The sequence below is a fragment of the Methylobacillus gramineus genome (genome assembly GCF_020532675.1).
GTDB lineage: Bacteria > Pseudomonadota > Gammaproteobacteria > Burkholderiales > Methylophilaceae > Methylobacillus > Methylobacillus gramineus.
Genome location: NZ_JAJAVE010000003.1, coordinates 226417 through 248744, shown reverse-complemented (window position 1 = coordinate 248744; position 22328 = coordinate 226417). Strand labels below are relative to the sequence as shown.

Annotated in this window: 26 protein-coding genes; 13 read left to right on the top strand and 13 right to left on the bottom strand. The window is 51.9% G+C overall.

Annotated features, from left to right (window positions below):
* Nucleotides 1-3 precede the first annotated feature (3 nt).
* From LG201_RS11745 to LG201_RS11735, 3 genes are read left to right on the top strand one after another with little or no spacing between them, the layout of a single operon-like run.
* On the top strand, nucleotides 4-891 hold the full coding sequence (locus tag LG201_RS11745; protein ID WP_226772394.1) for a CheR family methyltransferase: 888 nt from the start codon (nucleotides 4-6) through the stop codon (nucleotides 889-891).
* A complete protein-coding gene (locus LG201_RS11740; RefSeq protein WP_226772393.1) occupies nucleotides 888-1502 on the top strand; it encodes a chemotaxis protein CheB in 615 nt (204 codons plus the stop codon). The genes LG201_RS11745 and LG201_RS11740 overlap by 4 nt, the downstream gene beginning before the upstream one ends.
* Nucleotides 1492-2712 carry a hybrid sensor histidine kinase/response regulator gene (locus LG201_RS11735; RefSeq protein ID WP_226772392.1) on the top strand — a complete coding sequence of 407 codons (1221 nt, stop codon included), beginning with the start codon at nucleotides 1492-1494 and terminating at the stop codon, nucleotides 2710-2712. Before LG201_RS11740 ends, LG201_RS11735 begins: the two co-directional genes overlap by 11 nt.
* Before the next feature lie 225 nt (nucleotides 2713-2937).
* Here the strand turns inward: LG201_RS11735 and katG are convergent, their stop codons facing one another.
* Both katG and LG201_RS11725 read right to left on the bottom strand, forming a co-directional pair.
* Nucleotides 2938-5211, bottom strand: a complete 2274-nt coding sequence (katG, locus tag LG201_RS11730) for a catalase/peroxidase HPI (RefSeq protein WP_226772391.1) — start codon at nucleotides 5209-5211, stop codon at nucleotides 2938-2940.
* A 62-nt stretch (nucleotides 5212-5273) separates the two neighbouring features.
* Nucleotides 5274-5549 carry a hypothetical protein gene (locus LG201_RS11725; RefSeq protein ID WP_226772390.1) on the bottom strand — a complete coding sequence of 92 codons (276 nt, stop codon included), beginning with the start codon at nucleotides 5547-5549 and terminating at the stop codon, nucleotides 5274-5276.
* Nucleotides 5550-5787: 238 nt separating this feature from the next.
* On the opposite strand from LG201_RS11725, the gene LG201_RS11720 reads away from it, so the two are divergent.
* Nucleotides 5788-6759 carry a LysR substrate-binding domain-containing protein gene (locus LG201_RS11720; RefSeq protein ID WP_226772389.1) on the top strand — a complete coding sequence of 324 codons (972 nt, stop codon included), beginning with the start codon at nucleotides 5788-5790 and terminating at the stop codon, nucleotides 6757-6759.
* Between the two features lie 80 nt (nucleotides 6760-6839).
* On the opposite strand, the gene LG201_RS11715 is transcribed toward LG201_RS11720, so the two are convergent.
* A complete protein-coding gene (locus tag LG201_RS11715; RefSeq protein WP_226772388.1) occupies nucleotides 6840-7595 on the bottom strand; it encodes an SDR family NAD(P)-dependent oxidoreductase in 756 nt (251 codons plus the stop codon).
* Between the two features lie 145 nt (nucleotides 7596-7740).
* Here LG201_RS11715 and LG201_RS11710 point away from each other — a divergent pair, with 145 nt between their 5' ends.
* Nucleotides 7741-8640 carry a LysR family transcriptional regulator gene (locus LG201_RS11710; RefSeq protein ID WP_226772387.1) on the top strand — a complete coding sequence of 300 codons (900 nt, stop codon included), beginning with the start codon at nucleotides 7741-7743 and terminating at the stop codon, nucleotides 8638-8640.
* A gap of 6 nt (nucleotides 8641-8646) precedes the next feature.
* On the opposite strand, the gene LG201_RS11705 is transcribed toward LG201_RS11710, so the two are convergent.
* Nucleotides 8647-8943 carry a hypothetical protein gene (locus LG201_RS11705; RefSeq protein ID WP_226772386.1) on the bottom strand — a complete coding sequence of 99 codons (297 nt, stop codon included), beginning with the start codon at nucleotides 8941-8943 and terminating at the stop codon, nucleotides 8647-8649.
* Between the two features lie 206 nt (nucleotides 8944-9149).
* Here LG201_RS11705 and LG201_RS11700 point away from each other — a divergent pair, with 206 nt between their 5' ends.
* Nucleotides 9150-9818 carry a uracil-DNA glycosylase gene (locus LG201_RS11700; RefSeq protein WP_226772385.1) on the top strand — a complete coding sequence of 223 codons (669 nt, stop codon included), beginning with the start codon at nucleotides 9150-9152 and terminating at the stop codon, nucleotides 9816-9818.
* Between the two features lie 7 nt (nucleotides 9819-9825).
* Here the strand turns inward: LG201_RS11700 and LG201_RS11695 are convergent, their stop codons facing one another.
* The 5 genes from LG201_RS11695 to LG201_RS11675 all read right to left on the bottom strand — a co-directional run bounded on the left by LG201_RS11695 (nucleotide 9826) and on the right by LG201_RS11675 (nucleotide 13458).
* Nucleotides 9826-10356, bottom strand: coding sequence for a lipocalin family protein (locus LG201_RS11695; protein ID WP_226772384.1), 531 nt, complete (start codon nucleotides 10354-10356; stop codon nucleotides 9826-9828).
* Between the two features lie 37 nt (nucleotides 10357-10393).
* Nucleotides 10394-11185, bottom strand: coding sequence for a DUF1295 domain-containing protein (locus tag LG201_RS11690; protein ID WP_226772383.1), 792 nt, complete (start codon nucleotides 11183-11185; stop codon nucleotides 10394-10396).
* A complete protein-coding gene (locus LG201_RS11685; RefSeq protein WP_226772382.1) occupies nucleotides 11182-11712 on the bottom strand; it encodes a DUF2878 domain-containing protein in 531 nt (176 codons plus the stop codon). Before LG201_RS11685 ends, LG201_RS11690 begins: the two co-directional genes overlap by 4 nt.
* Before the next feature lies 1 nt (nucleotide 11713).
* Nucleotides 11714-12751, bottom strand: a complete 1038-nt coding sequence (locus LG201_RS11680; protein WP_226772381.1) for an SAM-dependent methyltransferase — start codon at nucleotides 12749-12751, stop codon at nucleotides 11714-11716.
* A gap of 95 nt (nucleotides 12752-12846) precedes the next feature.
* Nucleotides 12847-13458 carry a TetR/AcrR family transcriptional regulator gene (locus tag LG201_RS11675; RefSeq protein WP_226772380.1) on the bottom strand — a complete coding sequence of 204 codons (612 nt, stop codon included), beginning with the start codon at nucleotides 13456-13458 and terminating at the stop codon, nucleotides 12847-12849.
* A gap of 124 nt (nucleotides 13459-13582) precedes the next feature.
* On the opposite strand from LG201_RS11675, the gene LG201_RS11670 reads away from it, so the two are divergent.
* Genes LG201_RS11670 through LG201_RS11650 form a run of 5 tightly spaced genes read left to right on the top strand, consistent with a single transcriptional unit; the run spans nucleotide 13583 to nucleotide 17936 of the window.
* The gene (locus tag LG201_RS11670) at nucleotides 13583-14086 is read left to right on the top strand and encodes a chalcone isomerase family protein (RefSeq protein ID WP_226772379.1); all 504 of its coding nucleotides are present in this window, start codon (nucleotides 13583-13585) and stop codon (nucleotides 14084-14086) included.
* Complete coding sequence (locus LG201_RS11665) at nucleotides 14083-15375, top strand: NAD(P)/FAD-dependent oxidoreductase (RefSeq protein WP_226772378.1); 1293 nt, start codon at nucleotides 14083-14085, stop codon at nucleotides 15373-15375. The genes LG201_RS11670 and LG201_RS11665 overlap by 4 nt, the downstream gene beginning before the upstream one ends.
* On the top strand, nucleotides 15368-16195 hold the full coding sequence (locus LG201_RS11660; RefSeq protein WP_226772377.1) for a DUF1365 domain-containing protein: 828 nt from the start codon (nucleotides 15368-15370) through the stop codon (nucleotides 16193-16195). Before LG201_RS11665 ends, LG201_RS11660 begins: the two co-directional genes overlap by 8 nt.
* Nucleotides 16182-17402 (top strand): SAM-dependent methyltransferase, encoded by a 1221-nt coding sequence (locus tag LG201_RS11655; RefSeq protein ID WP_226772376.1) that lies wholly within the window; start codon nucleotides 16182-16184, stop codon nucleotides 17400-17402. Before LG201_RS11660 ends, LG201_RS11655 begins: the two co-directional genes overlap by 14 nt.
* 12 nt (nucleotides 17403-17414) lie before the next feature.
* A complete protein-coding gene (locus LG201_RS11650) occupies nucleotides 17415-17936 on the top strand; it encodes a chalcone isomerase family protein (RefSeq protein ID WP_226772375.1) in 522 nt (173 codons plus the stop codon).
* On the opposite strand, the gene LG201_RS11645 is transcribed toward LG201_RS11650, so the two are convergent.
* The 3 genes from LG201_RS11645 to LG201_RS11635 all read right to left on the bottom strand — a co-directional run bounded on the left by LG201_RS11645 (nucleotide 17933) and on the right by LG201_RS11635 (nucleotide 19533).
* Nucleotides 17933-18454, bottom strand: coding sequence for a hypothetical protein (locus LG201_RS11645; RefSeq protein WP_226772374.1), 522 nt, complete (start codon nucleotides 18452-18454; stop codon nucleotides 17933-17935). The two genes, LG201_RS11650 and LG201_RS11645, sit on opposite strands and share 4 nt — an antisense overlap.
* Before the next feature lie 80 nt (nucleotides 18455-18534).
* Nucleotides 18535-19074 (bottom strand): YMGG-like glycine zipper-containing protein, encoded by a 540-nt coding sequence (locus LG201_RS11640; RefSeq protein ID WP_226772373.1) that lies wholly within the window; start codon nucleotides 19072-19074, stop codon nucleotides 18535-18537.
* A 12-nt stretch (nucleotides 19075-19086) separates the two neighbouring features.
* The gene (locus LG201_RS11635) at nucleotides 19087-19533 is read right to left on the bottom strand and encodes a hypothetical protein (protein ID WP_226772372.1); all 447 of its coding nucleotides are present in this window, start codon (nucleotides 19531-19533) and stop codon (nucleotides 19087-19089) included.
* A gap of 239 nt (nucleotides 19534-19772) precedes the next feature.
* On the opposite strand from LG201_RS11635, the gene LG201_RS11630 reads away from it, so the two are divergent.
* On the top strand, nucleotides 19773-20153 hold the full coding sequence (locus LG201_RS11630) for a MerC domain-containing protein (RefSeq protein ID WP_226772371.1): 381 nt from the start codon (nucleotides 19773-19775) through the stop codon (nucleotides 20151-20153).
* Between the two features lie 159 nt (nucleotides 20154-20312).
* Nucleotides 20313-21824 carry an NADP-dependent phosphogluconate dehydrogenase gene (gene gndA, locus LG201_RS11625; RefSeq protein ID WP_226772370.1) on the top strand — a complete coding sequence of 504 codons (1512 nt, stop codon included), beginning with the start codon at nucleotides 20313-20315 and terminating at the stop codon, nucleotides 21822-21824.
* Nucleotides 21825-21879: 55 nt separating this feature from the next.
* On the opposite strand, the gene LG201_RS11620 is transcribed toward gndA, so the two are convergent.
* Nucleotides 21880-22128 (bottom strand): hypothetical protein, encoded by a 249-nt coding sequence (locus LG201_RS11620; protein ID WP_226772369.1) that lies wholly within the window; start codon nucleotides 22126-22128, stop codon nucleotides 21880-21882.
* Nucleotides 22129-22328: the final 200 nt, after the last annotated feature.

Here is a 22328-nt window from a genome sequence, read left to right as displayed (position 1 = left end):
GGCATGACAGATAAAAAACAGGATCAGGTCGACCTCAGCACTAACGGCGGGATTGCAGGCGGACAGCCTGAAACCCGCATGAGTCCGTTGGACATCGAATTGCGCCTGCTGATGGAAGCGATTTATCTACGCTACAGTTATGACTTCCGTGATTATTCCGGCGCCTCGCAAAAGCGCCGTGTGGTTCAGGCGGTGCGCGCATTGGATTGCCAATCAGTATCAGAACTACAAGCGCGGATCCTGCATGATGCCAACCTGTTCATGCAACTGCTGCAATTTCTCACCATCCCGGTCAGCGAGATGTTTCGTGATCCGACCTATTATGCCGCGCTGCGCAGCCAGGTAATCCCCATACTCAGTACCTACCCTTCGCTCAAAATCTGGGTGGCTGGCTGCAGCACCGGCGAGGAAGTCTACTCGATGGCTATCCTGCTCAAAGAAGAAGGCTTGCTGGAACGTTCCATCATTTACGCGACCGATATCAATCCACAATCGCTGGAAAAAGCCAAAAAAGGCGTGTTCCCGCTCGACCGCATGCAGCTCTATACCAAGAACTATCAGGAAGCAGGCGGACATGGTGCATTCTCAGACTATTACACCGCAGCCTATAACGCTGCACTGTTCGATAAATCGCTATGTGAAAACATTACCTTTGCTGACCATAGCCTGTCGACTGACAGTGTGTTCTCTGAGACCAATTTTATTTCCTGCCGTAACGTACTGATCTACTTTAACCGAACATTGCAGGATCGGGCATTGGGCTTGTTCCATAGCTCTTTGTGCCACCGTGGATTCCTTGGCCTGGGTAGCAAGGAAAGCATTGATTTTTCAGATTACAGCAGCCACTTTGAACCTGTCAGCAAACGTGATCGGCTATTCCGCAAACTATGATGCCATCGCCCGCTTTTGCACCATACCTGGTAGATCGCAATATCCATGCGGTGGTGATCGGTGCGTCCGCTGGCGGGGTAGATGCCATGTTGCGTTTATTCAGCGGGCTGCCAGCCACTTATCCCCTGCCCCTGATTGCCTTGCTGCATATGCAGGAAATGCGTGAGAGCCGACTGGCAACCGTCTTCCAGCACCGTATGTCCATGCGGGTCAAAGAAGCCGAGGATAAGGAAACGATCGTACCAGGCAAGCTGTACTTTGCCAGTGCCGGTTATCATCTGTCGATTGAACACAGCCTGAGCTTTTCCATCAGCTGTGAACCACCACTGCATTTCTCGCGCCCCTCGATTGATATCCTGATGGAGTCCGCCGCCGATGCTTATGGCCCCACTCTGATGGGAATATTACTTACTGGTGCCAGCCATGACGGCGCGATGGGCATGCAGAAAATCAAGGAAAGTGGCGGCCTCACGGTAATTCAGGATCCCGCAGAGGCTGAAGTCGCCTATATGCCGCAAGAAGCCATCAAGCTACAAACCCCGGACCTCATACTCAACCTGGCAGACATTCACCGCCTGCTAATGATATTGGACCACCAGCATGTTGATTAAAGACCATCCTATAGAAACGACAACGCCCACCAAGCTACTGATCGTCGATGACTTGCAGGAAAACCTGCGCGCACTGGAAGCCATTATCCGGGGTGAAGATCGCATCATTTATCAGGCCAGCTCCGGGGATGAGGCCTTATCGCTATTACTGGAGCACGAATTCGCGCTGGCTATCCTCGATGTGCAGATGCCAGGCATGGATGGTTTTGAGTTGGCAGAATTGATGCGCGGCACTGCCAAGACCAGGCATATCCCGATTGTCTTCGTCACGGCTGCCGCCAGTGAACTCAACTTTGCATTCCGTGGGTATGAAACCGGTGCCGTGGACTTTCTGCATAAACCGCTGGATATCAACGCCGTCAAAAGCAAGGTGAATGTATTTGTTGCACTCGACCAGCAACGCAGGGAAACCCAGCGGCAGGTCGTCGCCCTTGAGCATAGTCGCAAAGAGCAGGAAGTGCTGCTGAAGGAACTGGAAAAAACCCAGGTAGACCTGCAAAACTCCGTTCGCATCCGCGACGATTTCATGTCCATGGTCGCTCATGAACTGCGTACACCATTGAACACCTTGTTCCTGGATGTCCAGGTACGCTCCTTGCAACTGGAACGCGGCAACCTGGCGGCATTCAACCCAGAACAACTGCCCAAGATGCTAGAACGTGACCGGCGGCAGATCACCAATATGATCCGCCTGATTGACGATATGCTGGACCTTTCCCGTATCTCCAGCGGCAAGCTCTCCATACGTCCGACCCAGACTGACATGACCATACTGCTGGAGAGGCTGGTCACGGACTTTCAGCTACAGGCCCAAGCTGCCGGTTATAAAATTTCACTGGAAATACTCGATGCAGCACAAGGCATGTGGGACGAATTCCGTATTGAACAGATCATCGCCAACCTTCTGACCAATGCCTTGCGCTATGGCCATGGCAAACCGATTTCTGTCACACTGCGTCGCATAGATGACCATGCTCAAATCGCCGTGCGTGACCAAGGCCAGGGCATTTCCCCTGAGGACCAGGCGCGGATATTCCTGGCATTCGAACGTTGTCAGGGTAGCGAGGGCTCCGCAGGACTGGGCCTGGGGCTTTATATTGCCCAACAACTGGCAGAGGCGCATCAAGGGCAGATATTGATAGAAAGCATACAGGGCGAAGGTTCCACCTTCACATTGAAGTTACCGCTATCAATAGATCCGATTCAGTAGAACAAATGTGGTGTAGGCAAGCATGACGTGATGCCATTCTTCAGAAATGTACTTCTGCAACCTCATGGCATTGAGGGTGTCGCTGGCACCTTGCTAAAATCAAGCCACCGCTTATGTCCTTTAAGACTTCTTGCGTCTCTTTTACGCACTCCACGATGGTTGGCAATAAGGGCTGGATACTCAAATGAGATACCCAGCCCAGCTACATCATGACGGCTTGATTGATTAGCGCAGATCGAAACGATCCAGGTTCATCACCTTGGTCCAGACACCGACAAAATCACGCACAAACTGCGGATTGGCATCATTCACCGCATAGACTTCTGCAATCGCGCGCAACTCGGAGTTAGATCCGAAAATCAAGTCCACAGGGGTTGCCGTCCATTTGAGCTCGCCGCTGGCACGATCTCGTCCCTCATACACACCTGTGCCTGAAGATGACTTGGACCATTGCGTCGACATGCTCAGCAGATTGACGAAGAAATCATTGCTCAAGGTGCCAACTCGGTCAGTGAACACGCCATGTTTGGATTGCCCGGCGTTTGCATTCAAAGCACGCATGCCTCCCACCAGCACCGTCATTTCAGGCACGGTCAAGGTCAAGAGGTTAGCCCGCTCAATCAGCATCTCTGCCGGTGAGCGAGTATTCGCTTCACCGAAGTAATTGCGAAAGCCATCCGCCGTAGGCTCCAGAGCCGCGAAAGATTTCACATCGGTTTGCTCTTGCAATGCATCCACACGACCCGGCACAAAGGCCACCTGCACATCTTGTCCCGCCTTTTTCGCAGCCTGCTCAACCGCTGCAGATCCGCCCAGTACGATCAAATCGGCAAGAGATACCTTCTTGCCAGCGGATTGCGTGCGGTTGAAGTCTTGCTGGATAGTTTCCAGACGCTTCAATACCTTGGCAAGTTCAGCCGGGTTATTCGCTGCCCAGTCCTTTTGTGGTGCCAGGCGAAGGCGTGCCCCGTTGGCGCCACCCCGCATGTCAGTACCACGGAAAGTAGACGCAGATGCCCATGCTGTCCTGACCAGTTCAGGAGTAGTGAGCCCTGATGCCAGGATGGTAGCCTTCAGCTTGGCAATATCCTGATCATCAATCAGCACATGATCGACTGTTGGGATCGGGTCTTGCCACATGAGGACTTCAGCAGGCACCTGATTACCCAGATAGCGTGCACGCGGCCCCAAGTCCCTGTGCGTCAGCTTGAACCAGGCCTTGGCAAAGGCAAGCTCATACTCTTTAGGGTTATCCAGGAAGCGTTTTGATATCTTGTGATACTCAGGATCCAGTTTCAACGAGAGATCAGTGGTAAACATGATAGGTGCATGACGCTTGTCAGCATCGTGTGCATCTGGCACCAGTTTAGCGCCCTGACCGCCTTTGGGAATCCATTGAATCGCACCGGCCGGGCTCTTGGTTTTTTCCCATTCAAAGGTATAGAGCCAGGTCAGATATTCATGAGTCCAACGCGTAGGATTGCTTGACCAGGCGCCTTCCAGGCCACTGGTGATGGTGTCACCGGCATTACCCTTGCCGCACTTGTTCTTCCAGCCAAACCCCTGCTCCTCTATCGCTGCTGTGGCAGGTTCAGCCCCCACGCACTTCTCCGGACTAGCCGCGCCATGCGCTTTGCCAAAGGTGTGACCACCTGCAATCAGCGCAACGGTTTCCTCGTCATTCATGGCCATGCGGCCAAAGGTCTCGCGAATATCCTTGGCAGCCGCCAGTGGATCAGGATTGCCATTCGGGCCTTCAGGATTGACATAAATCAGGCCCATCTGCACTGCAGCCAGTGGCTTGGCCAGTTTTCTGTTGCCACTGTAGCGCTCATCGGCAAGAAACTTCTTTTCAGGGCCCCAGAACACCATGTCAGGCTCCCAGTCATCTGCACGCCCACCAGCGTAACCAAAGGTCTTGAAACCCATGGATTCCAGCGCTACATTACCGGCCAGCACCATGAGATCGCCCCAGGATATTTTGTTGCCGTATTTTTGCTTAACTGGCCATAGCAAGCGCCTGGCCTTGTCCAGGCTGACATTGTCCGGCCAGCTGTTCAAAGGCTCAAAACGCTGCTGTCCACCTCCAGCACCACCGCGACCATCACCGACACGATAAGTCCCGGCACTATGCCAGGCCATGCGAATGAAAAATGGCCCATAGTGACCATAATCTGCTGGCCACCATGGCTGTGATGTTTTCATCACGGCCTCAATATCCTTTTTCACGGCCTGAATATCGAGGGATTTAAACTCCTCGGCATAATTGAAGGTTTTACCCATGGGGCTTGATTCAGCCGCATTCTGACGCAAAGCTCTAAGATCCAGTTGGTCAGGCCACCAGAAATTACTCGATTGAACACCACCTTGTGTAGCTGTCTGCTTGAGTGGCACGCCGTGATCCTGTTTCTGCGGTTCAGCCTGTACCTGACTTGCCAATGCCAAAGCCGCCAGTGAAAACACCAGCACCTTGCCATAAAAAATCGCATTCTCTTTCATGTCACTTTCTCCTCTATTATTATGAATTCGCCCATGACAGCTTGGCTGGCATGGGCGTCTGACTAATTCAGGATGCTGCTGGCAAACAGCGCCAGTGACTTATCCACGTCTGGTTTATCGTTGCTGACTGCCGTCTCCTGCCTTGGGCTCTTGCCCAATATGCTGTTGGCAAACAGGCCAAGCGAACGATCAATATCCGGTTTCTCATTACTGGTTGCCTCAGGCAAGGGCTTCCAGGTCCCTAACAGGCTGGTGGCAAAAGGCAGAATCGACTCGGCCTGGGCACTGGATATGGCGGATACCATCAGGATGGCGGCTCCTATAATGTGTTTTTTCATGACTATCTCCTTGGTAAATTAATGATTTCACTGATCTGCTTTCCCCCGCTTCTCACCTAGAATCAGGCTTGTCTCGGGGAGTGAGGTCATTAAAGTGTTTTCCGGCTAGCTGGTGAAATTCATTTCCTCAATACCCCTATAGGCAAAATCAATGATCAAGAAAAAACCATATCGTTAAAATGGGGGCAAAAAAGCGGCTAATGAGATTGAGGTTGTCGCGTAAAGACTATGGAGTGGAGTGAAGCATGGGCGTGCGCTTAAGAAAGACCCAAAGCCAACACGGATTTTTGTCGTGCCTGGCCTTGGCATCCGCACAACCCGCAAAGGTAAGAAAATGAACTTGAGAGACTTGAATTACTTGATAGCGGTCGCTGACCACAAGAACTTCAGCCAGGCAGCCAACCATTGTGCTATCTGCCAATCCACCTTGAGTACCCAGATCAAGAAACTGGAGGATTACCTAAACGTGCCGATCTTTGTCCGGGAGAAAAATCAGGTCAGCGTGACCGATCTCGGTCAGCAAATCGTACAAGTGGCGCGCCAGGTGATGGACAATGTGGAGCATATCCGCCAGATAGCCGCACAGGCACAAAGCCCTCAAAGCACCAAGTTATCGCTGGGGGCTTTTCCCTCGGTGGCCAGCTATGTATTGCCGGAATATGTATTTCGCATCAAGCAGCATTTTCCCGACATGAAAATGCTGCTGATTGAAGAGAAAACCAGCGCCTTGATGGATCTGCTGCTGGGGATGAAGCTGGATGCGGCTTTGCTCGCCTTGCCGGTAGACCACCCCGAACTGGAGTCCCGCGTGTTGTTCGAGGATCCGTTCACCCTCGCCGTCTGTCCTGACCACCCGTTAGCTACATTGAAAGAGGTGGATCTCAACTCGGTAGACCGGGAAAACCTGCTCTTGCTTGATGAAGGCCACTGCCTGCGCGACCAGGCACTCAAGCTATGCAACCCGTCCCGATTTATCGAGGATGATTTTCGTGCTTCCAGCCTGGAAACCCTCCGCTTCATGGTCAAGAATGGCGTTGGCATTACACTGATGCCTTCGGTTGCGATTCAACCAGACGACAGCGATATCTGCTATATCGATATCAAGCAACAACCCAGCCGCACCATTGCGATGGTCTGGCGCAAGAATCATCCGCGCAAGAAGTTATTCGAGCAACTGGCCGTGCTGCTCGCTTATAAACCGTTGGCTTGAGAGAGAATTTACGCGCCTCTCTCAACAAGCAATTGCAGCAGCATTCCAGCTGATAAGCATATTCATAAGTCCTGGCTCACTCAGATGAACATACCGCCAGAAGCTTCTATGCGCTGGGCATTCAGCCAGCGATTCTCATCGGCCAGCAGCGATGCCACCACGCCACCGATATCATCGGGCAGGCCAACCCGTCCCAGCGCCGTCTGGCTGGCAACAAAATTATTCAGATCAGCATTGTCCCGTACGGCACCACCACCAAAATCGGTTTCAATTGCCCCAGGGGCCAGTACATTGACCGCAATGCCTCGTGGTCCCAATTCTTTTGCCAGATACTTGGTCAGCACTTCAATACCGCCCTTCATGGCGGCATAGGCTGCAAATCCCGGCAAGGCAAAACGTGTCAGCCCGGTTGAGACATTCAGGATGCGTCCGCCATCCTTGATCAAGGGCAATAGTTTTTGTGTGAGGAAAAATACCCCCTTGAAGTGCACATTCACCAAGTCATCAAACTGTTCTTCTGTTGTCTCGGCAATCGCGGCATGCACGCCCATACCCGCATTATTGACCAGGAAATCGAAATCGCGCCGTGCCCACTTCTGTTGCAGCAGATCAGAAACCTGGGCAGCAAATCCACTGAAGCTTGCGCTCACTCCTACGTCCAATTGCAGTGCTGCGGCTTTTCTGCCCTGTTTCTCGATCTCGTCCACTACTTCTAGTGCCTGCTCATGCCCTGCACGATAAGTGATGATGACATCAATGCCTTTTGCTGCCAGATGCTGCGCCATGTTCCTGCCCAGGCCGCGGTTACCGCCGGTGATGATTGCGATCTTGCTCATGCTCACTCCTTCTCAATATGTAGGTTTGACATCATGTCTTGAGTTGCTGAAACACAGTCTATTGCCATTTTAAAAAGTGATAAACTGCAAAAAATTGATTTTACTGTTCATATTATGTGAACAATATCCCATCTGAGAGAGGCCAATGGACAGACTCAACGCCATGGAAATATTCATCCGTGTTGCAGAACTTGCCAGTTTCACCAAAGCGGCAGAAAGCCTGGGGTTGCCCAAGGGCAGCATTTCATCTGCAGTCCAGAACCTGGAGTCTCACCTTGGGTCACGCCTGTTGCACCGTACTACGCGCAAGGTCGTGCTCACCCAGGATGGCGAGGTGTTCTATGAGCGCTGCAAGGATGTACTCGCTGACATGGATGAACTGGAGTCCATGTTCCAGACTGGAGAACACAGTATTCAGGGCCGTATCAGAATTGACTTGCCTCTTGCATTGTCCCGCGACTTTATCGTGCCGCACTTGCCAGAATTTATCAGACAACATCCTGGTATACGCATAGAACTCAGTAGCACGGATCGCAAGGTTGACCTGATTGCCGAAGGCTTTGATTGCGTGATTCGCGTCGGCAACCTCACCGAGTCAGGGCTGATCGCCAGAAACATGGGGTACTTGAGCATGGTCAACTGCGCCAGCCCCGACTATATTGCACGTTATGGCATGCCAAGCAGCATGGACGACTTGCAACACCATTACCTAGTCAATTATGCCCAGACACTGGGATCCACTGATGCTGCCTGGGAATATCTGGATGGTAAAGAGGTGCGCAGCATCAAGATGCCGTCTTTAATCACTGTCAACAATTCCGACGCCTATAGCCATGCTTGCCTGGCAGGACTGGGCGTCATCCAGGTGCCATTGGCAGGAGCAAGGCGCTATATTGCCTCCGGCGCCATGATAGCGATCATGCCTGACCATAGATCAGCGCCCATGCCGGTATCACTGCTCTATCCGAATCGTCGCAACCAGCCGCAGCGTATCAAGGTACTGATGGCATGGCTCACTGAACGCCTGCAAGACTATATTGCCTAGCCCGGCTCAGTTACTGGCAAGACACGACAGCAAGTAGTTTCTGCGTACATCCCCTGCCAGGTTCATGGCAGTGGCGTTGATCTGGCAAGCCTTGCGCATGTGCGGCTGATTGTCCTCAGATGCGCGAGATAACACACAATTATTGAGGTAGTGTTCACGCACACCACCATACAGATTCATGGCCGTAGCGTTAACGTGACAGACCTTCATGATCTCAAATTCGTTTTCATTTAACTGGGAATTGGCCTGGGCTGACATGGCCAACATGAGTGATACTGGAATGGCTGCGAGCAGGGTTTTCATCTTCGTTTCTCCATAGTCGAATGCGATTGATCACAGATCTAGCGTCTGTCTTGAACCCACGGCATGCACGGATACTCAGGCTGTTCTGCATGAATCCGGCGCACTGTCAGTTGATCTTACGCCTTTTATAGTTGCCTAGCACTACTGAATCCAGTAGTTTAATCGGCTTTTATTTCAGTCATTGATGCCAGTAGAAGGTCAGCCCCATGAACCACACCAGAGAAGAATCTTTACCGCCAGTCTGGTTAGACTACATCCCTGAGTTACAGGCGCATTACACAGCGATTGCGGCCACACTGGCCGATGAGGAAGATATCCGCCCGCGCCGGGGCTTATGGTTTGAAGCCCTACGCAAGGTTGCCCCAGCACAAGTAAGGGTCGTGATTCTGGGCCAGGATCCGTATCATGGTGAAGATCATGGCATACAACAGGCCCATGGCCTGTCGTTCTCGGTGCCGGATGGCGTCAGGCCTCCCCCCTCTTTGCGCAATATGCTCAAGGAGTTGGATAGTGACCTTGGGAACGGATCAGTCATCTCAGGCGGCAACCTGACGCCCTGGACAGAGCAGGGTGTATTGCTGCTGAATGCCTCCTTGACGACACGCGGCGGTCTCGCCGGTGCCCACAGCAAACACTGGCAGGCTTTTACCCACGCCTTGATGGTGAAGCTGGGTCAACATGCGCAACCCCTGGTATTCATCCTGTGGGGGGCGCATGCACAGAAATATCAGCCGCTCATAGCACCCCACCATATCGTGATCACATCAGTGCATCCCTCACCTTTATCAGCGCATCGTGGTTTCTTCGGTAGCCGCCCATTCAGCAAAACCAATGAAGCCCTTAATACCCTGGGAACACCTGTGATTGCTTGGTAGCCGGGTGCTATTGACGCGATGTATGCGGCACTCGCCGCAGTTCGCTTAGATCATAGCCATAGCTCGCCACCCGCTCTCGCAGGGTGGCATATTCCTCATCGGAAATATTGGGGCTACGCGCCATGATCCAGACATAATCCAGCGCATCGCGCGCAACGATGGTGCTGGAATAGTCAGGTGCCAGATAGGTGATCTTGTACTGGGCCTTGATCGGCCAGATAAACTGCATGCCCCAAATCGCATTGCCTGTACCGTCAACCACAAAACCCTTGGGATGATAGACCTTGAGCGGGCCTGTTGCTTTGCCTTCGTTGAAGGTAAAGGTAGTGGCAATTGTCCCGTCTTTATTCAACTCATACGACTCAATGGCATTGAACGCCTTGCGCTCTACCCAGGTCGGGATATGGGCAATCACATACCACCGTCCCATGAATTTTTCCGTCTCCACCTTGCTGACAACAGCTAAAGGCGGATATGACGCACAGGCTGATAATCCAATAGCGCCGAGTACTGTTGCAAGTATGGTCTTGATATTCATGTCAGCTCCTTTGAAGTTGCAATGCTTGTGCGCTGGCTCAAGACTTCTTCGGGCCAGGGAAGAACGCATTGGTAGACTGCTGATATTGCCGATATTGTGGCCGCCGCTCATGAATGGTTTGCTCAAGCAGATGCACGCCGCTAACACGTAACAGGAGGATAGTCATCAACACTGGACTCAAAATCGTCCACCAGCCACCAGCCGCCACTGCCATCAGGTAAAACCCCCACCAGATGCAGGCCTCGCCAAAATAATTGGGATGCCTGGACAGGGCCCACAATCCAGCATCCAACACTTGGCCTGCATTTTCCGGTTTGCGTTTAAAGCGGTATAGCTGCCAATCTGCGATGCTTTCCCAGGCAATGCCTACTGCAACCAGCACCAAACCAGCAATATCAAGCCAGCCTAATGCTGGTTCACCTGTCAGTGCCGTGACCAACGGCAGGGCTATCACCCACGCCAGGAGCAGCTGCAGGCCGAAAACGATATACAGGCTTTTGAGCCAGAAATGCGGTTGATTATTGGCGCGGATCTGCTGATAGCGATAATCTTCATCCTTGTTCCAGTTGCGTATAGCCAGATAAACCGCTAACCGCAGCGACCACACCACCACCAAAGCCAGCAAGATGTTGGCGCGCATGCTGAATGGCGCAGGCTGCATGCTGACCACTACCAGGCTCGTGCCGAGGAAATACAAGCTCCACATGCTATCAATCACATGCACATTCTTGCGGATCACGCTGTATATCCAGCCCAGCAAGGCAAAAATACTCAGGGGGATCAAGGCATATAGCCATGGCACCCAGATAGCCGCTGATCCTGTACTCATGTCTTACTCCCGGCGCAGCCATCAAACCTGATCGAGAAATAGATGGCCAGGGGCATGGCCATGGCCCAGTTCACGCCAATCGCAAGCAAGGTCCAGGAAGAATGCAGGGTGATTCCGCCCAGCTTCTCGCCGCCCAGATAAGCCAGTACGCCACCCACGCCACCAAACACCAGTCCTATCAGGTAGTGGCCCTTGATCCAGCGCATGCTGACATTCAACGTCGTGGCAAACAGCAACCATAAGGCTACCATCCATGCAGGCAATAGATGAGCCGGCCAGTCACTCGCAGGAAATGAAAGCAGATGCAGCGACAGCAGGGTTTGATCCAGCACGCAACCAACAGCCCCAAGCAACAGCATCAACTTTAGTTCAAGATGCCAACGCTGCGCGCGCGCCAAATGCCAGAGCAAAATGGGCACAATCACCACTATGCCCAACCATGGCATTTGATTGGCGCCGCCATATACAGCGCCAAACCAGCCCAGTTGGAATAGCAGGATGTTCAAGACTATCCAGCGCCGGCTCATGTTAATCCCGTTCAAACAGGTAGTGGCTGACCCACCACTCTTGCCCCTTGTTGTAGCCGAATAATTCAGCACAGGACATATAGAAAATACGCCAGCGGTTAAACCAGATCTGGGCATCATCGCCATAGGTAGCACGGAATACAGTCATGACCTGGGTAGCATGATCATCCATCCGGTCCAGCCAGGCATTCGCCGTTTTCTCATAATGACTTCCATCCCAGCGCCATTGGCTTTGCAACTTCAAGTGCTGCTGGAAATGTAGCGGCAAATTGTCACTGGGCATCATGCCACCCGAAAAGAACAACTCACTCATCCAGTCATCAGTGCTATTGGCGACAAAGGCATAAGGCGTGAGCCTGTGCACAAAGATATGCATGAAGAACTTACCGCCCGGATTAAGCCAGCCATGCAATCGTTCAAATAGCGTGCGGTAGTTGCGCATATGCTCGAACATTTCCACAGAGACGATGCGGTCATAGGTCGTGACCGGGGAAAAATTATTCATATCGCAGGTGACAATCTGGATATTGGCATACCCCAGGTCCTTTGCTGCACGTTCAATATACTCACGCTGCGAGTGCGAATTGGAAACAGCGGTAATCTGGCTATTGGGGAATTTTCCCGCCATCCATAGTGTGAGTGAGCCCCAGCCACAGCCCAACTCAAGAACACGATCCCCGTCCCGGATGTTGGCATGCTCGCAGGTGAGCTTCAATGCCCTGATTTCGGCCTGATCCAGTGTGGTCACTTCATCATCCCAATAGCAGCAGCTATATTTAAGCTGCTTGCCCAGGCTGTAACGGAAGAAATCACTAGGTACTTCATAATGCTGATCGTTAGCCATCTCAGGCACCAGCGCCACCGGTGAAACATTCATGCTCTCTACAAACAGGGTCTGTATATCCGCACTGGCAGCACAATCGCTGGATTTGATCTCCTGCAGCCGTGACTTGAGTAAATGGCGGATACCGGCACGTATCAGGCTATCCGGCATGCGCCCCTGTTCAGAAAGCTCTATTGCATACTTGACCAGTTGCATGGCACTTTTCCTTAGCAATCAAACTGCGACATAGATGAACAAAAATCCCGGTAGAACATTGCTTAATACTTAAACAACCATGCTCTTTGCTACTCTCAACTGGGTTTCAGACCGTTAAAGCAGGTACTCACGATGGCATTCACGATTTCTTCATCGGTCAATGCCCCACCCATTTTCAAGAAATCAGTCACCGGATCACAGGGGCGAGCATAAATGGTGTAAAGAATCACTTCACCAGGCAGCTCTGGATTCAACAGACCCAGTTGTTGTGCATCCAGGATCCAGCCGCCCAGAATCTCCGTCAGCCGCTCCAGCGTTTCTACATAAGGCTGATGGCGCATCATGAACTCATGAATACTGGAACGCGTAGAAGGCAGGGAGGGCATACGGCCCTCGAGGTGCTCACGCACACTCCAGGCCACCACCATCTTCAGGTTATCAAGCGGTGCATTGGCTTGTGTCCGGGTTTCCACCACTTCAAGCGTGCGGACAATCAGGCGTGTCATTGTGGCAGCAGCCAACAACTCTTTTGAATCAAAATGCTTGTACAGACTGGCTTTTGAAATCCCGACTTCCTGGGAAATTTCATCCATCGTCATCAAGTCGAAGCCTTTGCTTGCGAGAAAACTATCCACTGCATCCAGGATGGCGCTCTCTCGCAACTCAAACTGCCTTTGCTTCAAACTGGGTTTTTTAATGTCGCTCATTACTACTCTGCATAGTGTTTTGTTGAATTATAGACCATAAAGTAACTTTGTAAACTGATTAGTTTCCATTTAATACTTTTGTGTTATATTTAAAACCACAAGGTAATAATTTTCAGAAAAAGCAATGGAAGATATCCAGGATTTCCTGACATTACAGACAGCTTCTCCCGCCAACAGCTGGCTCCAACAAGGGACTGGCACGCTCACTTGGAGCGTGTTCTCCATTTACCGGGCCAGCTTATGGACACTAGATAGCCTGCACTTGGTTAACAATAGCATTGCCAACCAGGCGTTTGCCCTGCGCTTTGAATATCTGCGCACTGTCACGGCGGAGTACATACTGAAAGCCAGCCGGACTGAATTGCAAAGACTGGGGCATGCGCCCGACCAGAGTATCCAGCAATGGCAGAATGCACTTGCTGGCATCATGCCTGATGTCGTCAAAGGCGACATCGTCTGGATCATCTTTCAGCCCGGCATCAAGGTAAGTTTCTTTCAACAAACCACGACTCTGGGAGAAATCTTGGACCCAGCCTTCTGTACTGCGTTTGCCAGTATCTGGTTTGATCCAGACTGCCATAGCAAGACATTACGTTCAGCCTTATTGCAAAAGCCTGCCGTACGATGAATAGCGGCGCGCAAAAACCCCAGCAACGAATTGCCGTTATCGGCTCAGGCATCTCAGGCCTGTCTGCCGCCTGGCTATTGGCACGAGAGCATGAAGTAACCCTGTTTGAAGCCAATGATTATTTTGGTGGTCACACACACACGGTAGACATCGAGATTGATGGCATAACAGCGGCAGTTGATACTGGCTTCCTGATACACAATGACCTCACCTATCCCAACCTGATTGCCTTATTCAGTCATCTCAATATCGCCACCCATGCCAGTGAGATGACATTCTCCGTGTCCGTGGAACAAGCCAATCTGCAATGGGCGGGCACCTCCCTGAATACAGTATTCGCGCAGCGCCGGAATGTGTTGCGGCCCCAGTTCTGGCGCATGCTCAAGGATATTCTGCGGTTCAACCGCCATGCAGCTTCCTATCTAGCCAGCCTGCCTGACCACCCCCTGACATTAAGGCAACTACTGGATATGCATGGATATTCCCAGATCATGCGTGACTGGTATCTGCTGCCGATGGCCGCCGCAATCTGGTCATCTTCCGTGCATGACATCCTGGATTTTCCCGCGGCTACTTTTCTGCACTTTTGCCTGAACCATCAGTTATTGCAGGTCAATGACCGGCCTTTGTGGAAAACCGTGATCAATGGTGCACGCAGTTATGTTGACGCCATGCTGACGGATATTGACGATAAAAGATTGTCCTGCCCGATTGAGCAGGTCACGCGCCATGCCAATGGCGTCCTCATCACAACCCCGAATGACGTAGAACAGTTTGATCAGGTCGTCTTTGCCTGTCATGCGCCCACCACCCTCAAGCTGCTGGACTGCAATGCAGAAGAAAGGCGCTTATTGTCAGCCTTCCGCACCCAGGCCAATCGGGCGGTATTGCATACTGACACCTCCCTGCTGCCCAGCAACAAGAAAATCTGGTCAGCCTGGAACTATGCCATGCCCCGCCATCATCGCCCGCAATACCCGGTGACCGTCAGCTACCTGCTTAATCAATTGCAACCACTACCTTGGAAAACACCGGTCATTGTGACTCTCAACCCGCATCAGGCACTGGCGGCCAATAGCGTGATAGAGGAATTCGAATATGCACACCCGATCATGGATAGCATGGCGATCGCCGCTCAACGTCAACTGCATTCAATCCAGGGCAAGCAGCGTGCCTGGTTCTGCGGCGCGTGGACGGGCTACGGCTTTCATGAAGATGGACTGAAATCTGGCTTGAGAGTAGCACGTGGATTTGGCATCACCCCGCCCTGGCAGGCTGTCTATGACTAATACAGCCGCCTCAGCGTTGAATCTGCAACTTGGCATGGGCAATGTCATGCATGTGCGCCATCGTCCTGTCTTCAATCGCTTTGTCTACCCAGTGTTCTGCCTGAGGATTTGCATCAGCCGATTGGAAGCGGTAAAGCAACAAGGATCATGGCTACTGGGATTTAATCGTGTGCGCCCTATCGCATTTTTCGAACGCGATCATGGGGATCGCAACACAGAACTACGCACCTGGCTCAGTCAGAAACTTGCAGGTGCCGGGGTACAGATACCGGATGGCGATATCTGGCTGCAAACCTTCCCGCGTGTATTTGGCTATGTCTTCAACCCGGTCAGTTTCTGGTATATGCATGATCAGCAAGGCGAACTGAAAACAATTCTGGCTGAGGTGAACAACACATTTGGCGAGCATCACCAGTATTTACTCACGGCCCAGGGCAATCAGGCAATTGATGCCGATACCAGCCTGGTTTGCCGCAAGGCATTTCATGTATCGCCATTCTGCGAAATCCGCGGGTTTTATCAGTTCCGTTACCTGGGCAATCATCCGCACCATGTGATGTCTATCGACTATTTCATGGATGAGGAGCCTTTCCAGCCATTGATTGCCACAAAAATCAGCTATCGCACATTGGCGCCCACACAGTGGAATATGCTCAAGGCCTTAGTCAAGATGCCTTTGCTTACCTTTGGCATTGTCTTTCGCATTCACTGGCAGGCATTGCTGCTCTGGATCAAGAGAGTGCCCTATATTCCCAAACCTCAAGCTTCACCACACAGTCTGACTCAGAACCAACAGGAATACGGTAATGATGAGCCATAACCATCCCACCATGACATTCAACAACTCCGTAAAAAGACCACTGGCAGCTCGCGTCTTGCTTGCCATGCTTAACAACATTGATGCTGGCAGCCTCACTTTGACCACACCGGACGGCCATGTCATCACCTTTGGCAATACCTCTACTGAAGCATCCGCCCAGTTGCATATCCATGACTGGCGTGCAGCAAGCCTCTTGATCAGGCAGGGAGATATCGGGTTTGCCGAAAGCCTGCGTAAAAACTGGATTTCAAGTCCAGATTTATTACAGCTGTTTACACTGGCATTGCGCAATCAACAGCATCTGGACCGCACAGTGAATGGCAAATGGTGGTCACTGATTCTGCGTCGCCTTTCGCATTGCCTGCTCCGCAATAACTCACGCCATGGCAGCAAGCGAAATATACAAGCGCATTACGACCTGGGTAATGCGTTTTACCAATTGTGGCTGGATGACACCATGACCTATTCTGCAGCATGGTTTTCAGGAAAAACGGACATGACGCTCGCAGAGGCGCAGTTGGCAAAATATGACCGTATTATTGATGAACTGAAGGCAACACCTGGCCAGCGTATACTGGAGATTGGCTGTGGCTGGGGAGGATTTGCAGAACGGGCGGCCCAACGTGGCTTTGAGGTATTTGGCATTACGCTGTCGCCGGCCCAACTACAATACGCAACCGAGAGAATAGAAAAAGCTGGGCTTGATCATCTGGTCACTCTTGCCCTGCAAGATTATCGGGACGTCACCGGCAAGTTTGACCACATTGTGTCAATTGAAATGCTGGAAGCCGTGGGTAAGAACCATTGGCACAGTTATTTCTCCAGGCTGCCCCTACGCCTGAAAGATGGCGGCAAGATTGTGATCCAGAGCATTGATATTCAGGATAGTAGCTTTGATTCCTATCAATATGGGACGGATTTCATACAGCAGTTCATTTTCCCGGGGGGCATGCTGCCATGCCCCAATGCCATCCGATCCCATGCCCAACAAGCCTCGCTCCGCCTGGATAATGTCCAGTCATTTGGTCTGGACTATGCCAAAACATTGCAACTCTGGTACGACAGGTTTATGTATCGCCTGGACAGCGTGCGCGCCCAAGGGTTCGACGACTCGTTCATTCGCCTGTGGCAGATGTACTTGAAATACTGCGAAGCAGGGTTCCGCGAACGTAAAACAGACGTCAAGCTCTGGACACTGAGCGCCTAGAAAGGAATACAGATGACATTGCACCGTCTATTATTTATCACCATGCTGGCTATCCTGCCTATCCATACGCAAGCGGAAAATCCTGACTACATCCAGGCTGAAATCCCGCATGCACAAATAGTGGGGCAAGGCGACCTGCGCTGGTTTGGCATCAAGGTGTATTCAGCGCAGCTGTGGGCCGAAAACGGGCAATATCAACTGGACAAGCCGCATGCGCTGGTGCTGACCTACGGCCATGATTTCAGTGCAAAAAATCTGGCCAAGGAAGGCGTCAACCAGCTACGCAAACAAGGCATAGAAGAAAACAAGATCAAGGAATGGCAACCGCTGATGGAGCAGGCATTCACCGATGTCAAAGCAGGCGATACCCTCACTGCCATCCAGCTTCCCAATCAGGCTATCCGCTTTTATAGCAACAACAAGGTCACTTCTACCATTGATGATGCAGACTTCACCCGCAGCTTTCTTGATATCTGGCTCGGGCCTAAAACGACTGAACCCAAACTGCGGCTGAAGCTGATCAACTCACATTAACGCAGCAAATCTATGGTGGTCAACACCACAAAACTGACCGGGTCATACACTACGTTATAGCCCTGATAGTAACCAATCACATAGCCTGGAGGCGGTGGTGGCAAACGATGCAGGACTTGTACCGGCACAGGCGTGATATAAGGACGGTAGGCAGGAAGGACTGCATAGCCAGCCTGGAAATAAGGCCGGTGATCCCGATTGACCATGCGCAGGCTGCGATCATACTGGTGACGCAAGCGATACCGGTCATCATCGCGAAAATGGTAGTGCACATCCTGCTGGATAATCACGGGACGTGCTGCCTGCCGATGATTCCAGCGCCTGTCGTCATGACGGTCACGACCGCGCTTTTCCCACTGGCCATGATCATGACCACGGCCCCTGTCTCCACGCTGCTCATGCCGGTCTCGACGATCTTCGCGATCATCCCGGTCAGCATAAGCGCTAGTAATGCTCATTGTTCCTGTCATCAGCACCAGCAATAAGGCTGGCAAGCTATGTGTAATGGACTTTTTCATGACTTCCTCCTGTGATACTGCTAAAAAGCTGTATTCGCTATTTAAATAGGGTGGCTGGGTTAAGTTTCAGCCCCACCCACTTATTCCCGATAATCTGGCGGGACTGTGGCTGATAATGGTTGCCCTTTGTAACCGGGTGGCGGGGGAGGCGCAACAGCAGGAGCAGCACTAATGGACTGGCCCTGCGGACGGCTTTGTGCCAGCCTGCCAGACACTGCCACCTTGTGACCCTTGGCGTACATGCATTGGGTATATGCGTTGTCATAGCGCTGCTGGGCAGAATAATAAGAATCAGATGACGCTTCAGAGCCCGCCACCGTTCCCACCAGCAACCCAGAGCCAGCGCCAATCGCTGCACCTTGATGACCACCAACCGCAGCCCCTAGCAAACCACCCACCACCGTGCCCACAGCGGCACTGGTCAATGCGCTTTCCTTGGTGGCGGCCTTGACTGAGCCACTCTGCTCCAGGCCAAACTGGCGACAAGTACTATCGTCATAACGGAACTGATCGAAACCCTTACCTGTTCCTGGCAACGCCATCCTGCTGGGGCCATCAGGTGGCACCGTGGCACATCCCGCCAGCAAGGCCAACGGGATCAATACAGCTGCAATTTTCATGATGCGCCTCGTTTACTGTGAAGGTGGTTGAGGGTTTACCTTTTGCCAACCTTGTGGGCATTCCTTGACATACGGGTAGTAGCCTTCAGGCTGATTGCAGTGGTACCAGAAACTACCTGCCTGGCTTGAGGCCGGTGGTACTGGTGCTGCTTCCTGCGGTGCCTGTTCTATGTAGACCGGTGGTGGTACCGGAGCGGGAGCAGGTGCCACAATCACAGGCGGGTAGTAGGGATAGGTGGGTACTGCATAATAGGGCCTTGGATAGTAAGGGCCCCAACCCGGACCATAATAACCAGGGCCTGGACCGAAGCCGGAACCATAACCGGGGCCAAAATAGAAACCGATATTGGCGCCGCCGCCATGACGATGACCACCATGCCAGGGGTCAGCACTGGCTGATCCACTGATGACCACGCCAGCCAGCAAACCAACTAACATGATCTTTTTGAATGTACGCATTTTCAACCTCGCCTGTATAAACCCATCAAGTGGGCATTAATTAAGACTGGTGGAGCAAATGCTAAGTTTTAGCGGTTTTTGTAAAGATGCGTAATTTTTCGTAAGTCATCATGCCGCTGTGTAAAGCACTATCCCCTATTCATTACTTTGCAACATTGTTGCTAAATAGAGCCAAAATCGACTAGAATTTACGTCTTTAGCAAAACTGCGTATTAACCATTCACTCTTTCAAGCAAAAATTGATCAACTGGGACAAGCTGGGTAACGCCCTGTCCTTCCTCTGCCTGATTCACTGCATCATGTTGCCGTGGCTGGCCGTGACACTGCCTTTATCCATTTTCCTGGATGAGCGTGTGCACGTCTGGCTATTTATTGCGTTACTGCCAGCCGCTATATTTGGCGCATGGTCAGGCTGGCGCCACCATCATGACCTCAAGCCGAGCATCCTGTTAGCGGGAGGTTTGGTTCTGGTAGGCATTGCTGCCTTTTTGCCAGTCAGTGAAGCCACGGAAATCGCCGTAACAATACCGGGTAGTTTGCTCCTCATTGCAGGACACAGCCTTAATCGTCGCTTGAAAACCCTCTCCCACATGCTCGCTTCCCAAGCAGCTAATCCTTAATCAATATCAATTTTTCCAAAATTCCCGGAACTCCGGCTTTGTGCCTTTTGCCATATAGGTCTATAGTTTGACTTGAAAGTCGCTGTACCGATTTGTATATATCGTGATGTGACGTCGGCTTTCGTTCCTTTCCACCCTACTTAATAAGAAGCAATCATTATGAGTACAAATACGGCAGATATTGGCCTCATTGGTTTAGCAGTCATGGGGCAAAACTTGGCATTGAATATCGCAGATCACAATTACACGATCTCGGTATACAACCGCAATCCGGAAAAAACCCGCGATTTCATCGCACATTGCAAGGAAAACGAACCGTCAGCAGACCGTCTCATCGGCTTTGAAGATCTTGCCACCTTTGTTCTGAGTATCAAGCGACCACGCAAGATCGTGCTGCTGGTCAAGGCTGGCAGTGCCACCGACGTGACGATTAATGCCCTCGTCCCTTTTCTTGAAGAAGGCGACATCATCATCGATGGGGGCAACGCGCTTTGGACAGACACCATACGCCGCGAGAAAGAGTTGCGCGCCAAAGGCCTTGAGTTCATAGGCTCAGGCGTATCCGGTGGCGAAACGGGTGCCCGCTTCGGCCCATCGCTCATGCCTAGCGGCACGCGCAAAGCCTGGTCTTCACTGGAGCCGATCTGGCGTGACATTGCCGCCAAGGTAGATCCCCGCACTGGCAACCCGATCGAGGGCGCCACGCCTGGCAAACCAGTTCAAGGCGGATTTGCATGTGCTGAATACATAGGGCCGGACGGTGCAGGCCACTACGTGAAAATGGTGCACAACGGCATTGAATACATCGATATGCAGCTCATCTGTGAAGCCTACTGGCTCATGAAGAACTTGCTGGGCATGCGTGCTGATGAAATCGGCAAGGTGTTCGAAGAATGGAACAAAGGTGAGTTATCAAGCTTCCTGATCGAGATTACCGGCGATATCCTGCAACAAAAAGACCCGGCAGGTGATGGGTTCCTGGTCGACAAGATCATGGATGCCGCAGGTCAAAAAGGCACTGGGCAATGGACAGCAGCGAATGCGCTTGAGTTGGGCTCCCCAGCCAATGCGATTGCAGCGGCAGTATTTGCACGCGCACTTTCCACGGTCAAGGATGAACGTGTCGCCGCCAGCGCTATTCTCAAGGGCCCTGAAATCAAGCAAGAGGGAGATCGAAAGAAGATCATCGAGTCGATCCGCAATGCGCTGTATTGCTCCAAGATATGTGCATATGCCCAGGGTTTCCAGCTCATCGACAAGGCACAAGAGGCTTACAACTGGAAACTCAACTTTGGCGAGATTGCCCAGATCTGGCGCGGTGGTTGTATTATCCGCGCACGCTTCCTGCAGAAGATTACCGATGCTTACGCGCTGGATTCACGCCTGAAAAACCTGATGTTGGATCCTTACTTCACCCTGGCCCTGGAAGAAGGTCAATCCAGCTGGCGTGATGTAGTAGCATTGGCTGTGCGCAATGGTATTCCAGCCCAGGCATTCTGCGCGGCACTGTCATACTATGATGGCTATCGTAGCGCTTCCTTGCCAGCCAATTTGCTGCAAGCCCAGCGCGATTATTTCGGTGCCCATACCTATGAGCGTATAGACCAGCCTCGCGGTAAATTCTTCCACGTAGACTGGCCCGAAGCCGAGCGCCCACAACTGGAAATCTAAAGCAAGCAAGGCGGAACTGTGTTCAGGTCCGCCTTGCCTCAACGCACATAGCATCTCATTCGGATTGAGCTTCTAACTGCTTGGCAATCGCATGCAATTCAGCATGCACGTCATCAAAATCCTCATATCGCTGTTGCGTATGCCGATACCAATAGCGGCTATTCCATTCATCGCCTTCAATCTTGTGTAATACCGCGTGCAGCCAGTGAGCCTCCTGTGTACTGGAGTCCTGGGCAATCTGATGTGCTGTATCCCAATCCCCTTTTAAAGCTGCCTCTACTGCCGCCAGCAAGCTGGTGTTCATATTGTCCTCCTCAACTCCGTTCTGCAATCACCATGCAAAACTTGCAGGATCTTGCGTTTAGTTAACCGTCAGCACGCAAATAATGCAGACATTCACTGCATGCATACCTCTCCTATCAAGGTATTGAATGAGGCTGCCAGGATAAACAGGCACCCAAACCATAAATAACACAATGAATACAAAGCGTATTTACACATCTT